Genomic DNA, 14,621 nt, shown 5'->3' on the forward strand with positions numbered 1-14,621 from the left:
CGGGCCTACGGGTGAGCGGAACCTCCGGCCGGACCGGCCGCAGGTTCCCCTCGTCCTGCCGGATCAGAAGGAATGCTCGGGACCGGGGAACGTCCCGGCCGCCACCTCTGCAGCATATTCGGCCGCGGCGCGGCGCAGCTCGTCGCCCACGCTGCCGAACTTCTTGACGAACTTCGCGGTCTTGCCGCTGGTGTAGCCGGCCATGTCCTGCCACACGAGGACCTGGGCGTCACACTCGTTGCCGGCACCGATCCCGACCGTGGGGATGGTCAGCTTGCGGGTGACCTGGCCGGCGATGTCGGCGGGCACCATCTCCATGACCACGGAGAAGGCGCCGGCCTCCTGCACGGCGATGGCGTCGGCGATGAGCTGTTCGGCGCCGTCGCCGCGGCCCTGCACGCGGAATCCGCCGAGGCTGTTGACCGACTGCGGGGTGAACCCGACGTGGGCCTGGACGGGGATGCCGGCGGCGGCGATCGCGGCGATCTGCGCGGCGACCCGCTCGCCGCCCTCGAGCTTGACGGCGTGGGCGCCGCCCTCCTTCATGAAGCGGATGGCGGTGGCGAGAGCCTGCTCGGGCGACGCCTCGTAGGTGCCGAACGGCAGGTCGGCGATCACCAGGGCGTGCGGCGCGCCGCGCACCACGCCGCGCACCAGGGGGAGCATTTCGTCGACCGTGACCGGCACGGTGGTGTCGTAGCCGTAGACGACGTTGGCGGCGGAGTCGCCCACGAGCAGCACCGGGATGCCGGCTTCCTCGAAGATGCGGGCGCTCGAGTAGTCGTACGCCGTCAGTTCGGCCCAGCGACGACCCTCGGCCTTCATGGCCTGCAGGTGATGGACCCGCGTCTTGCGCCGAGGGGCGGCGGACGGGGCGGAGCCGCCGTAGAGGGCAGCGGTGGATTCGGACATCAGAGGTCCCTTTCTGCCTCGAGGCCCGTGCGGGTCCCCGGGTTGGGTGATGACGGTCTCAGTCTGCCACCGGCTCCATTCGGGCAGTAGCGGCGCCGGCGGTGCGATTGGTCACATCCGCCGGATGCGGCGGCGGACCGGACCCGAACCGGCCGCGTCGGCGCGGATGCTGCCCCGTGGCACCATCGCTGGGTGTCGTCCCCTTCTCTCCGCGTCCCGGCGCGCGCCGTCGCGCTGACCGCCGCGGTGCTGCTCGCCGCCGGCTGCAGCACCACGACCGAGACCGCGCCGCCGCGGACGTCGCCGATCGGCGCCCCGGCCGGCCTCGAGCAGTTCTACGCGCAGCAGGTGCAGTGGGGGTCCTGCCGGGACTACGGCCCCGACGCCGAGCAACTGCCCCGCGGCGTGCAGTGCGCGCGGATCACGGTGCCGCTGGACTACGACGACCCGAACGGGGAGACGATCACGGTGGCGATCTCCCGCTCGCCCGCGTCCGGGCAGCGGATCGGCTCGCTGCTCGTCAATCCCGGCGGGCCGGGTGCGGCCGGGATCGGGCTCGCCACCGTTGCCGACGGCACCGAGTTGACCGACCGCTTCGACATGATCGGATTCGATCCCCGCGGCGTCGGGGCCTCCGAGCCCGCAGTGCGCTGCCGCACCGACGCCGAGGCGGACGCCGACCGCGCGTCCGACGACGGCGACATGAGCCCCGAGGGCATCGCGCGGACGGAACAGCGGCACCGCGACTATGCCGACGCCTGCGCGCAGCGCGCCGGGACCGGCCTGCTCGCCCACGTGGGCACCCGCGAGGTCGTGCGCGACATCGACGTGCTCCGCTCCGTCCTCGGCGACGAGAAACTGAACTACCTCGGGTTCTCGTACGGCACCCGGATCGGCACGCTCTATGCGGAGACCTTCCCCGACCGGGTGCGGACGATGGTGCTCGACGGTGCGCTCGACCCCGAGCAGGACCCCCTCGACGAGGTCCTGCTGCAGGCGGCCGGATTCCAGACGGCGTTCGACGCGTTTGCGGCGGACTGCGCCCGCCACGACGACTGTGCCCTCGGCACCGACCCGGCCGCGGCGGTGGGCCGGTTCCGGGCCCTGGTGGACCCGCTGATCGCGGCGCCCGCGGAGACCACGGATCCGCGCGGCCTGAGCCACCGGGACGCGATCACGGGGGTGCAGCAGGGTCTGTACTCGCCGCGGCTGTGGGGCTCGCTGCGGGCGGGGCTCGCGGCGCTGACCGAGGGCCGGGGCGACACGTTGCTGCTGCTCGCCGACCTGTACGAGGGACGCGGCGACGACGGCACCTACACCAACTCCACCGACGCCTTCAACGCGATCCGGTGCGTGGACGACCCGCCGGTGACGGACGCGGCCGTCGCGGCCGAGGCCGACCGGCTGTACCGGCAGGCCGCGCCGTTCCTCGACGACGGCCGCGCGAGCGGCGCCGCGCCGCGGGATCTGTGCGCCTTCTGGCCGGTGCCGCACACCGGTGAGCCGCACACCCCGGACGTGCCGGGCCTGCCGACCGTGCTCGTCGTCTCCACCACCGAGGATCCCGCAACGCCGTACCAGGCGGGGGTGGACCTCGCGCGGCAACTCGGCGGCGCACTCGTCACCTTCACGGGTACCCAGCACACCGTCGTGCTCGACGGCGAGGCCTGCGTCGACGACCCGGTGATCAGGTATTTCGTGACCGGGCAGGCGCCGGCGGCGGACCCGCGGTGCTGACGGCGCGACGATGTGAGCGACACGCCGGGGCCACAACCCGCGGATGTAACACGGATTTAACGCACTGTGCCTAGTCTCGGCCGTATGGATCGCCAGAAGGAGTTCGTGCTCCGCACCCTCGAAGAGCGCGACATTCGGTTCGTGCGCTTGTGGTTCACCGACGTGGTCGGAACGCTCAAGTCCGTGGCGATCGCCCCGGCCGAACTCGAAGGAGCCTTCGAGGAGGGCATCGGGTTCGACGGCTCGGCCATCGAGGGATTCTCCCGCATCTCCGAGGCCGACATGGTCGCCCGGCCGGACGCCTCGACCTTCCAGGTGCTGCCGTGGGCCGACAGCAAGGGTCAGCAGTACTCGGCCCGCATGTTCTGCGACATCACGATGCCCGACGGCACCCCCAGCTGGGCCGATCCGCGGCACGTGCTGCGCCGCCAGCTCAACAAGGCATCCGACCTCGGCTTCAGCTGCTATGTGCACCCCGAGATCGAGTTCTTCCTCGTCGAGAACGGTGAACCGGGCGCGCCGCCCGTGCCGGCCGACGACGGCGGCTACTTCGACCAGTCGGTGCACCGCTCGGCCCCGAACTTCCGCCGCCACGCCATCGACGCGCTCGAGTCGATGGGCATCTCCGTCGAGTTCAGCCACCACGAGACCGCGCCTGGTCAGCAGGAGATCGACCTGCGCTACGCCGACGCGCTGTCCATGGCCGACAACGTGATGACCTTCCGCTACGTGGTCAAGGAGATCGCGATGTCGGAGGGCGTGCGCGCGACGTTCATGCCCAAGCCGTTCCGCGAGCACGCGGGGTCGGCCATGCACACCCACATGAGCCTGTTCGAGGGGGAGAACAACGCCTTCCACGATCCCGACGATCCGCTGCAGCTCTCGGCCACCGGCAAGGCCTTCATCGCCGGGGTGCTCGAGCACGCCAACGAGATCAGTGCCGTGACCAACCAGTGGGTCAACTCCTACAAGCGCATCGTGCACGGCGGCGAGGCGCCCACCGCGGCCTGCTGGGGCCCGTCCAACCGCTCCGCTCTGGTGCGGGTGCCGATGTACACGCCGAGCAAGGCGTCCTCGCGCCGGGTGGAGATCCGCACGCCCGACTCGGCCTGCAACCCGTACCTGACGTTCGCGGTGCTCCTCGCCGCCGGCCTGCGCGGCATCGAGAAGGGCTACGAGCTCGCCCCCGAGGCCGAGGACGACGTGTGGGCGCTGACCTCCGCGGAGCGGCGCGCCATGGGGTACCGGGAGCTGCCGACCGACCTCGACATCGCCCTGCGCGAGATGGAGAAGTCGGAACTGGTGGCCGAGGCGCTCGGCGAGCACGTGTTCAACTTCTTCCTCCGCAACAAGTGGACGGAGTGGGAGAACTACCGCAGCCAGGTCACCCCGTACGAACTGGATCAGTACCTGGGCTTGTAACCCCTGCCGGCCGCGGCCGCACGAGGGCGTCGCCGCGGACCGGACGGTCGACGACGACGAAGAGGTGAGGTCCGTGCCCACTCGGGCGGTAGTGTCCCGCGCCGGAGCGACGGTGGCGGCATGGTGAGACCGCCGACGGCGCGTTCGGCGATACCGAGCGCCGGTCGGCTCGGCCTCCTCGCCCCGACCGCCCCCGACGAACTCCGGCAGCTCGGCTGGACCGACACCGACAGCACCGAACTGCTGTGGGCCCTCTCCCGCGCACCCGACGCGGACCTCGCCCTGCGCACCCTTGCCCGGCTGCACGACGCGCTCGGCGACGGCTGGGCCGAACTCGACGCGGCGCTGCGCACCGACAAGGGGCTGCGCGGCCGGTTGTTCGGCCTGTTCGGCGGGTCGTCCGCCCTGGGCGACCACATCGTGGCCCACCCGGATCGGTGGCGTGGCCTCGCCGGGATGCTGCAGCTGCCCGACCGGCGGACCCTCACCGATCGGATGCTCGGCTACGTCGAGGCCGAACCCGAGGCCGGGACGGGAGACAACCGTCTGATCTACCGGGCGACGATCACCGGTCCGGCGGCCGTGGCTGCGCTGCGCACCGGCTATCGCGACCAGCTGGCGCTGCTCGCGGCCGCCGATCTCGCGGCCGTCGTCGAGAACGAACCGGTCCTGCCGTACCTCGAGGTGGGGCAGCGGCTCGCGGACCTCGCCGACGCGGCCCTGACGGCGGCCCTGGCGGTGGCCGTCGCCAGCGTCGTCCCGGACGGTCCCTGCCCCGTCGACCTGGCCGTCATCGCGATGGGCAAGTGCGGGGCCCGCGAGCTCAACTACGTCAGCGACGTCGACGTCGTGTTCGTCGCCGAGCCGGCCGACGCCCGCGCCGGCCGCATCGCCGGGGAGATGATGCGGATCGGCACCTCGGCGTTCTTCGAGGTCGATGCCGCGCTGCGTCCCGAGGGCAAGCGCGGCGCACTGGTCCGCACCCTGGACTCGCACGTCGCGTACTACCAGCGCTGGGCCAAGACGTGGGAGTTCCAGGCACTGCTCAAGGCCCGGCCCATGACCGGCGACCTCGACCTCGGTCGCCGCTACGTCGAGGCGCTCAGCCCCATGGTGTGGACGGCCTCCGAGCGGGAGGCGTTCGTGCCCGAGGTGCAGGCGATGCGCCGGCGCGTCGAGGAACTCGTGCCCGCCGAGCTGCGCGAGCGGGAACTCAAGCTGGGCCGGGGCAGCCTGCGCGACGTGGAGTTCGCGGTGCAGTTGCTGCAGCTGGTGCACGGCCGCGCCGACGAGGCGCTGCGCGTACCGAACACCGTGCAGGCGCTGTCCGCCCTCGCCGACGGGGGCTATGTCGGGCGCGACGACGCCGCGAACCTGCGGGCCTCCTACGAGTTCCTGCGGCTGCTCGAGCACCGCCTGCAGCTGCAGCGGCTCAAACGCACCCACACGCTGCCGCCCCCGGAGGACCGGGAGGCGATGCGCTGGCTCGCCCGCGCCGCGCACATGCGCCCCGACGGACGGCACGACGCGCTCGGGGTGCTCGAGTCGGAGATCAAGCGCAACTCGGCGCGGGTGCGCAAGCTGCACGCGAAGCTGTTCTACCGGCCTCTGCTCGAGTCGGTGGCCCGGGTGGACAAGGAGGCGCTGCGGCTGTCGCCCGACGCCGCGGTCCGGCAGCTCGCCGCGCTCGGCTACAGCGCACCGGAGAACGCGCTCGGCCACCTGACGGCACTGTCCGGCGGTGCCTCCCGCAAGGCCCGCATCCAGGCGCTGCTGCTGCCGCAACTGCTCGAGGCGCTGGGGGAGACGAGCGACCCCGACGCCGGGCTGCTCGCCTACCGCCGCCTGTCCGAGGCGCTCGTCGACCGGGTGTGGTTCCTGCGGACGCTGCGCGACGAGCCGTCCGTCGCGGACCGGCTCATGACCGTGCTCGGGTCCTCCGCCTACGTGTCCAACCTGTTGTTGCGGGCCCCGGACGTCATCCGGCTCTACGCCGACGGCGCCGGCGGGCCCCGGCTCCTCGAACCGCGGCCCGACGAGGTCGCCAAGGCCATCGTCACCTCCTCGGCCCGCTACGACGCCCCCGACAAGGCGATCAACGCGGCCCGGTCGCTGCGCCGGGCCGAACTCGCCCGCGTCGCGAGCGCCGACATCCTCGGGATGCTGGACGTACCGCAGGTGTGCCGCGCACTGTCCGCGGTGTGGGCGGCGGTGCTCGAGGCTGCCCTGGCCGCGGTGATCAAGGCGTCCGAGCAGGAGGACGGGCCGGCGCCGGCGCGGCTCGCGGTGATCGGCATGGGGCGTCTGGGCGGTGGCGAACTGGGCTACGGGTCCGACGCCGACGTGCTGTTCGTCTGCGAGCCGAACCCCGGGGCGGACGAAACCGCCGCGGTGAAGTGGGCGAACCAGGTCGCCGAGCGGGTGCGCACCCTGCTCGGCGCGCCGAGCACGGATCCGCCGCTCGAGGTCGACACCGGCCTGCGCCCCGAGGGGCGCAGCGGACCCATGGTGCGCACCCTCGCGTCCTATCAGGCGTACTACGCCCAGTGGGCGCAGACCTGGGAGGTGCAGGCGCTGCTGCGGGCCGACGCCGTCGCCGGCGACGCGGAGCTCGGACTGCAGTTCCTGCACATGATCGACGCCACCCGGTACCCGGCCGGCGGCGTGTCGGACGACGCGGTGCGCGAGATCCGGCGGATCAAGGCCCGGGTCGACTCGGAGCGGTTGCCGCGCGGTGCCGACCCCGCCACCCACACCAAGCTGGGCCGCGGTGGCCTGGCCGACATCGAGTGGACCGTGCAGCTGCTGCAGCTGCAGCACGCGCACCACATCGAGTCGCTGCACAACACCTCGACGCTCGAGACGCTCGATGCGATCGGCGCCGCAGAACTGCTCAGCAGCGCGGACGTCGCACTGCTGCGCGACGCGTGGCTCACCGCCACCCGCGCCCGCAACGCGCTCGTGCTGGTGCGCGGCAAGCGAACCGACCAGCTGCCGGGCCCGGGCAAGCTGCTGTCGGCGGTCGCCCAGGTCGCCGGCTGGTCGGGTGGTGACGCCTCCGAGTTCCTCGACCACTATCTGCGGGTCACTCGACGTGCCCGGGGGGTCGTGGAGCGGGTGTTCGGGACGTGAGGCCCCGACCTCCCGTGGAACCAGCTCAGGACTTCATCGTGACCACTGCCCCGATTCCCCCGACCGTCGACGATCTCGCCGCCGCCCTCGACGCTCTCCGCGCCCGGGTGCCGCTGGTGCAGTCGCTCACCAACGTCGTCTCCGCCAACTTCCTGACCAACGTCCTGCTCGCCGCCGGCGCGAGCAACGCCCACATCGACAACGTCCACGAGGCCGCCGGATTCGCCCGCATCGCCGGGGGCGTGCTGATCAACCTCGGCACCCCCGACGACGGGACGGCGGCGGCGTTCACCCTGGCCGCCGAGGCCGCCCGTGACGCGGGCACCCCGTGGGTGCTCGATCCCGTCGGCGTGGGGGGCCTCCCGTGGCGCACCGGCCTGGCCGCGGATCTGCTCCCGTTCCGTCCGACGGCGATCCGCGGCAACGCCTCCGAGGTCATCGCGCTGGCCGGTCTGGGTGGCGACACCCGCGGCGTCGACAGCTCCGACGACCCCGCCGCCGCGGTGCGGGCCGCGCTGGCGCTGCTGGCCCACGCCGACGCGGTGTCCGCCTCCGGTCCCGTGGACCACCTCGTCGGCCGCGACGCCGCCGGTGCGACGACCGGCCTGCGCATCGGTGGCGGCAGTGCCCTGCTCCCGCGCGTGACCTCCACCGGCTGCGCGCTCGGTGCCCTCGCTGCGGCATACCTCGCCGTCGCCCCCACGGCGCTGATCGGACTCGCCGCCGCGCACGCCCACGTCGCGGTGGCCGCGGAGATCGCCGACGGGAACGCCACGGGCCCGGGCTCCTTCGCCGTCGCGTTCCTCGACGCCCTGTACTCGGTGAACGCGGACGTCCTCCGGCTCCGTGCCCGCGTCGAGCCGTTGGACATCCCGGCGCAGGCGTGAGGGCCGATCGCCCCCGGACGTCGGGTGCCACCAGGGGGTGATTCCCCTGCGGGACTGGATAATTCGGGCAAGGCGCTCGATGCGTGCCCGGTGAGGGTGCGGGAGAACGCGTTCGGCGAGGCGATTCCGCCGGATCGGTTGGGCGCATGCGGCACCGCCGTGCATCCCCCCGGGTCGCGAGGGGCGCACGGTGGTTCGCGAAGCGAGAGGTCAGCGGCAGACTACGACGAGGCCGACGCCCAACCACACCTGCCGTTCGACACGATCGAACTCGTCGTCGTCGTGGTCGTACACGTAGTCGACTTCGGTGCGATAGCCGCGATCCCGTTGTTCGGTGACGCGGCACTCGCCGGACAGATTGCCGGCGCGGTTGGTGATCCGGTACGGGATGCCTTCCGCGTCCAGGAGGGCGATCGCCTGTTGTTCGCTGAGGCCGACGACATCGGGCGCGGGTTGCGCTGCGGCGATGCCGGATCCGAGAAGGAGGGTGGCGGCGGCCGCGCACAGGGCGGTCGGGAGGGTGGTGCGCATGACAACGTCCTTTCGGGAACGATGTCGCGATGGAGTGAATCCGGTGGGGGACACCCGTTCCGCCCGGGCATGCCGGTGAGCGGGGTCCGTCAGATGTGGTCTATCGGCGCGGTCGGGAGGACGGGACCGGGCGGCGGCGCGCGGCCCCGCGGCACGGACGACGGTCCGGCCGTGGACGACAGTGCCCCGGCATGGCGGGGTACGCAAGCTTTCATCGGCAGTTCCCCAGGCGCTCCGGCCCGGAACCGGCCGGCGCCACTTCAGGGTACTCCCGGCTCCTGACAAATCCGGCAGAACTGGCAGCCTCGGCGGAACGGCTTCGGTGGCCGTGCCCTCGGCATCGGTGCCCCCGGCATCGGTGCCCCCGGCATCGGTGTCCACGGCCCCGATCTGCCCATCGAACGGAACCGCGCACGAAGCCGGTGTCGGACCCCGGAGCGAGGGCGGACGGGCCGGTCCGCTACGGCGCATCGAGCCGGCCGGGTCCGCGTCGCCGGTGGTGCGACACCCGCCCGCTGATCACGGTGACCATTTGTCGAGTGTGTCGCGGGTCACATTTGAGCATTATGATTCGCTGAAAACTTGTGTGTTGACGAAATCAATCAGCTATGTCGATCATTGCTGCACCAGTTGATGTGACTTGAGCGACGCTGCACAACACATGTCGCAGCAAAGGAACGGTGGTGTGCGATGACCGAGACCGCGGTCCGCGAAATCGAGCGTCTTCCCTACGACCTGGACGACCGGTACCGCTCCGGCTCGGGCACGGTGCTGCTCACCGGCGTCCAGGCGATCGCCCGGCAGCTCGTCGAGCAGCACGTGCGCGACATCCGCGACGGACGTCGCGTGGCCACGTTCGTCTCCGGGTACCCCGGCAGCCCCCTCGGCGGCCTCGACAAGCTGCTGCACGGCATGCCGAAGGTTCTCGCCGAGCACGACATCACCTTCGTGCCCGGCTTCAACGAGGAACTCGCCGCGACGTCCGTGTGGGGGAGTCAGGGCCGGCTCGGGGCGGGCACGCCCACCCACGATGCTGTCGTCGGTGTCTGGTACGGCAAGGGCCCCGGTCTGGACCGGGCCACCGACGCGCTGCGGCACGCCAACATGTACGGCGTCGACCCGAACGGCGGCGTGCTGCTGATGGTCGGCGACGACCCGGCATCGAAGTCGTCGACCGTGCCCGCGGTGAGCGAACGGTCCCTCGCGGCCCTCGGCATCCCGGTGCTCTTCCCCCGCAACGCCGCCGAGATCGTCTCGATGGGCCTGCACGGGGTCGCGCTGTCGCGCGCCTCGGGCTGCCTCGTCGCGCTCAAGATCGTCGCGGACGTCGCCGACGGCGCGTGGTCCGTCGACGGCTCGGTCGCGGACCTGCGCATCACGGTTCCCGAGATCGATTGGGAGGGAAAGCCGTTCGTCTACCGTCAGCGTCCGATGGCTGCGCCGAGCGACAGCGTGATCGCCGAGGCCGACCTGTACGGGCCGCGCTGGGCGATGGTCCACGCCTACGGGAAGGCCAACGGGCTGGACGTCGTGGAGGTCGACCCCCCGCACGCCCGGATCGGGCTGGCCGCCACCGGCACCACGTTCGACGCGCTGCGGCAGGCGCTGCTCGACCTCGGGGTGACCGACGCCGACCTGCATCGCGCCGGGATCCGGCTGCTGCGCATCGGCATGCCGTACCCGATCGGCCCCGACCTGGTCCGCGAATTCGCTTCCGGCCTCGACCAACTCGTCGTCGTCGAGGACAAGACCGCGTTCGTCGAAACCCAGATCCGCGAGATCCTCTACGGCACCGACGCCCCGCCGCGCATCGTCGGCAAGAAGGACGCCGACGGCCGCCCGCTGATGCCCGTCGACGGCGAACTGACCGCCGGCCGGATCCGCGGGCCGCTGCGCCGGGTACTGCGCGGCCACGTGGACCTCGGACCCGCGCCGCTCCCGTCGCTGCCCCTGGAGGTGCTGTCGGCCAAGCGCACCCCGTACTTCTGCAGCGGCTGCCCGCACAACCGCTCCACCGCCCTGCCGGAGGGCTCGATCGGCGGCGGCGGCATCGGCTGCCACGCGCTCGTCACGATGTCCGGCCGCGCCGACAGCGCCGTCACCGGGCTGACCCAGATGGGCGGCGAGGGCGCGCAGTGGATCGGCCAGGCACCGTTCACCGACATCCCGCACATGTTCCAGAACCTCGGCGACGGAACGTATTTCCATTCCGGCCAGCTCGCCGTGCAGGCGTGCGTCGCGGCCGGGGTGAACATCACCTTCAAGCTGCTCTACAACGACGTCGTCGCGATGACCGGGGCGCAGGACGCCGAGGGCGCGTTGACGATTCCCGCGCTCACCCACAAGCTCACCACCGAGGGGGTGCGGCGGATCATCGTCTGCTCCGACGAACCGAAGCGGCACCGCAAGCGCTCCCTCGCCCGCGGCGTGACGGTCTGGCACCGCGACCGGCTCGACGAGGCGCAGCGGCTGCTGCGCGAGGTCCCGGGCGTCACCGTGCTCATCTACGACCAGCACTGCGCGGCCGATGCGCGGCGGCAGCGCAAGCGCGGCACCCTGCCCGCCCGCACCACGCGCGTGGTGATCAACGAGGCGGTGTGCGAGGGCTGCGGCGACTGCGGCGTCAAGAGCAACTGCCTGTCGGTGCAGCCGGTCGACACCGAGTTCGGGTCCAAGACTCGCATCGACCAGACGTCGTGCAACACCGACTACTCCTGCCTCGACGGGGAGTGCCCGTCGTTCGTGACGGTCGAGGTCGCGCCCGGACGCACGCCGCAGCGCCGCACCGTCCCGGTGCCCCCGGCCGTGCCCGACCCCGATCCCGGCTCCGCGGTGGGCACCCGCAACATCTTCCTCGCCGGCATCGGTGGCACCGGCATCGTCACCGTCAACCAGGTGCTCGCGACCGCCGCGCTGCGCGCCGGCTTCGACGTCGAATCCCTGGACCAGATCGGTATGAGCCAGAAGGCCGGCCCGGTGGTCTCGCACCTACGGTTCGCCGCCGACGGTCTCGAACCCGGCAACCGGGTGACCACCGGCGGGGCGTCGTGCCTGCTGGCGCTGGACCTGCTCACCGCGGCGGATGCGAAGAACCTCGCCTACGCCGATCCTGCCACGACCGTCGCGGTGGCCTCGACGAGCCGCACCCCCACCGGGGACATGGTGTACGACAGGTCGATCCGCCACCCCGACGAACAGGAGCTGCTGTCCCGGCTGGACGCGGCGACCCGCCGGTCGGCCTCGTTCGACGCTCTCGCCGCCGCACAGGCACTGTTCGGCGACACCGCCGCCGCGAACTTCCTGATCGTCGGCGCCGCCCATCAACTCGGCGGCCTGCAGATCCCCGCCGAGTCCGTCGAGGAGGCGATCGAGATCAACGGTGTCGCGGTGGCGGCGAACATCGCGGCGTTCCGGTGGGGCCGCGTGGCGATCGCCGACCCCGGCGCGTTCGCGGCCGCAACCGAACCGGCCCGCCCGCAGCCGAAGGTCACCGTCGCCCCGGACGCCCTGTTCGCGGACACCACCCTCGACGGCGAGGTGCTGCGGCTCGTGCGGGTGCGTGCCGCCGCGCTCATCGACTTCCAGGGCGAACGCCTCGCCGCCCGCTACATCGACCGGGTGCAGTCCGTGTGGGCGGCCGAACGCCGTGTCACCGACCGCACCGACCTCAGCGAGGCCGTCGCGCGCGGGCTGTTCAAGTTCACCGCCTACAAGGACGAGTACGAGGTCGCGCGACTGCTCGTCGACCCCACGTTCCTCGACGAGGTACGCGCTCAGGTGCCCGGCGGTGAGCAGCTGACCTACCGGCTGCACCCGCCGGTCCTGCGGGCGCTCGGCCGCACCAAGAAGATCGGGTTCGGACCGAAGTCGCACGCGGCGCTGCGGATCCTGGCCAAGGGCAGGCGCCTGCGCGGCACCCGCCTCGATCCGTTCGGTTACGCGCACGTCCGGAAGGTCGAGCGCGCCCTGCTCGCGCACTACACGGCCACGGTCGATCGCCTCGCCGCCGACCTCGATGCCGCCACCTACGACCGCGCGGTGCAGGTCGCGGCTCTGCCGGACACGGTCCGCGGCTATGAGGACGTCAAGCTGCGCTCCGTCGAGCAGTACCGCGCGCGGCTCGCCGAGCTCGGCGTCGAGATCGACTTCTGAGCCGCCACCGATTCTCGACATCCCGAATACATTCTTCCGGAAAGGAACCCATCACGTGACCACCTCGACCCTCGCCCGTTCGGCCACCTCCGACGCCCCCGCCGGTGTCTTCGGCCGATCCCGGTGCCTGTCCGACCGCCCACACGAGCAGGTCGTCTTCTGTCAGGACGCTGCGACCGGCTTGCGCGCGATCGTCGCGATCCACTCCACCGCGCTCGGGCCCGCGCTCGGCGGCACCCGCTTCTACCCGTACGCCGACGAGGCCCGGGCGCTCGAGGACGTGCTGCGGCTGTCGTGGGGCATGACCTACAAGGCCGCGGTCGCGGGCGTGAACCTCGGCGGCGGCAAGGCCGTCATCCTCGGTGACCCCGCCACGGACAAGAGCGAGGCGCTGCTCGCCGCGTACGGACGGTTCGTCGAGTCCCTCGGTGGCCGCTACATCACCGCCGCCGACGTCGGTACCCACGCCGGCGACCTGGACGTGATCGGCCGCCAGACCTCGCACGCGGTGGGACGCACTCCCGCGGCCGGCGGATCCGGGGACAGCTCGCCGCTCACCGCGCTCGGCGTGTTCCAGGCGATGCGCGCCGGAGCCGAGCATGTCTGGGGAACAACGACTCTCGCCGGCCGCACCGTGGGTGTCGAGGGGCTCGGGAAGGTGGGCTACGAACTGGTGGGGCTGCTCACCGCGGACGGCGCCGACGTGGTGGTCTCGGATGTGAACCCGGTGGCTCTCGCCCGGGTGGCCGCCGAGTTCCCGGCGGCACGGGTCGCCGACGGCGTCGTCGCGGCGCCGCTGGATGTGTACGCACCGTGTGCCCTGGGGGGAACGCTGACCCCGTCGACCGCCGGGGTGCTCGGTGCGCGTCTGGTGTGCGGTGCGGCGAACAACCAGCTGGCCCGCCCGGAGGTCGAGGACATCCTGCGCGACCGCGGCATCACGTGGGTGCCGGACTACGTCGCCAACGCCGGCGGCCTGATCCAGGTCGCGGGGGAGGTCGACGGATCCGACCCGACCGTCGTCCGGTCCCGGGTGGACGCGATCTTCGACCGCACGGCCGAGATCTTCGAGATGTCGCGGACCCTGGACATCGGGCCCGGCGCGGCCGCGAACCGGGTCGCCGAGCGGCGTATCGACGCCGCCTGACGGGCGGTACGGCGAGGGGGAGGCACCGCGGTGCCTCCCCCTTCTCGCGTACCCGGAGACCGATGTCCCTCAACGCCGGTCCCTCAGTGCCGGTCGCTCACCGGCGCGGAGCGCCCGTGCCCGGAGTCGCGGGTGAGGTGTTCGAGCAGGGGCTGCGTCCGGTACGGCACCGGCGTCGTCAGCGCCAGCGTGGTCGTGGTGTGCGCGACGCCCTCGATCGCATGGATTCGTTCGAGCTGCAGGAGCAGATCCTCCTGCGACTGCGCCGCCATCCGGATCAGCAGGTCCTCCCGGCCCGTCGTCGCGTGCACCTCGAGCACCTCGGGGAACCGCTCGAGCTCCGCGATGACGTGACCCATCCGGGCCTGCACCAGTTCTGCGCCGATGAACGCCTGCAGCGGCAGGCCGAGCTTCGGCAGATCCACCACCGGCCGGTATCCCGTCACGGCGCCGGACTCCTCGAGCTTCCGGATCCGCGACTGGACGGTGTTGCGCGCGACGCCGAGCTTCGCTGCCAGATCGACGATGCCGGCCCGCGGGTTGTGGGTGAGCTCGGCGAGAAGAGCCGCGTCGAGCCGATCGAAACTGAGCACGGTGACACCCTTTCCGTTGTGATGCGCATCACATTTGAGCATTGTGAATAGCTGGTGCGGAAGATATTGACACGAATTGTGACAGTGCCATGATTGCTGCACTGAATT

9 protein-coding genes are annotated in these 14,621 nt (G+C 71.9%); 6 read left to right on the top strand and 3 right to left on the bottom strand.

The annotated features are described in order from the left end of the window. Positions 1-63: 63 nt before the first annotated feature. Positions 64-912 (bottom strand): 3-methyl-2-oxobutanoate hydroxymethyltransferase, encoded by an 849-nt coding sequence (gene panB, locus A4U64_RS09020; protein ID WP_006947723.1) that lies wholly within the window; start codon positions 910-912, stop codon positions 64-66. Between the two features lie 192 nt (positions 913-1,104). Between panB and A4U64_RS09025 the strand changes: the two genes are divergently transcribed. The 4 genes from A4U64_RS09025 (at position 1,105) to thiM (ending at position 8,090) form a co-directional block, all read left to right on the top strand. Next, on the top strand, positions 1,105-2,649 hold the full coding sequence (locus A4U64_RS09025) for an alpha/beta hydrolase (RefSeq protein WP_065922475.1): 1,545 nt from the start codon (positions 1,105-1,107) through the stop codon (positions 2,647-2,649). An 84-nt stretch (positions 2,650-2,733) separates the two neighbouring features. Then, the gene (locus A4U64_RS09030) at positions 2,734-4,071 is read left to right on the top strand and encodes a glutamine synthetase family protein (RefSeq protein WP_029544266.1); all 1,338 of its coding nucleotides are present in this window, start codon (positions 2,734-2,736) and stop codon (positions 4,069-4,071) included. Between the two features lie 120 nt (positions 4,072-4,191). Continuing rightward, positions 4,192-7,203: a bifunctional [glutamine synthetase] adenylyltransferase/[glutamine synthetase]-adenylyl-L-tyrosine phosphorylase gene (locus A4U64_RS09035; RefSeq protein ID WP_065922476.1), complete on the top strand. Its 3,012-nt coding sequence runs from the start codon at positions 4,192-4,194 to the stop codon at positions 7,201-7,203. A 38-nt stretch (positions 7,204-7,241) separates the two neighbouring features. Further along, complete coding sequence (gene thiM / locus A4U64_RS09040) at positions 7,242-8,090, top strand: hydroxyethylthiazole kinase (RefSeq protein WP_065923446.1); 849 nt, start codon at positions 7,242-7,244, stop codon at positions 8,088-8,090. 210 nt (positions 8,091-8,300) lie between these two features. On the opposite strand, the gene A4U64_RS09045 is transcribed toward thiM, so the two are convergent. Continuing rightward, positions 8,301-8,621 (bottom strand): PASTA domain-containing protein, encoded by a 321-nt coding sequence (locus A4U64_RS09045; protein ID WP_065922477.1) that lies wholly within the window; start codon positions 8,619-8,621, stop codon positions 8,301-8,303. A 690-nt stretch (positions 8,622-9,311) separates the two neighbouring features. Between A4U64_RS09045 and A4U64_RS09050 the strand changes: the two genes are divergently transcribed. Beyond that, positions 9,312-12,773, top strand: coding sequence for an indolepyruvate ferredoxin oxidoreductase family protein (locus A4U64_RS09050; protein WP_065922478.1), 3,462 nt, complete (start codon positions 9,312-9,314; stop codon positions 12,771-12,773). 55 nt (positions 12,774-12,828) lie between these two features. Then, on the top strand, positions 12,829-13,920 hold the full coding sequence (locus A4U64_RS09055; protein ID WP_029544260.1) for a Glu/Leu/Phe/Val family dehydrogenase: 1,092 nt from the start codon (positions 12,829-12,831) through the stop codon (positions 13,918-13,920). 83 nt (positions 13,921-14,003) lie between these two features. Here the strand turns inward: A4U64_RS09055 and A4U64_RS09060 are convergent, their stop codons facing one another. Beyond that, entirely contained in the window at positions 14,004-14,513 is a 510-nt protein-coding gene (locus A4U64_RS09060; RefSeq protein ID WP_006947744.1) for an Lrp/AsnC family transcriptional regulator, read from the bottom strand. Positions 14,514-14,621 lie beyond the last annotated feature (108 nt).

The sequence above is a fragment of the Rhodococcus sp. WB1 genome, assembly GCF_001700945.1.
GTDB lineage: Bacteria > Actinomycetota > Actinomycetes > Mycobacteriales > Mycobacteriaceae > Rhodococcus > Rhodococcus aetherivorans.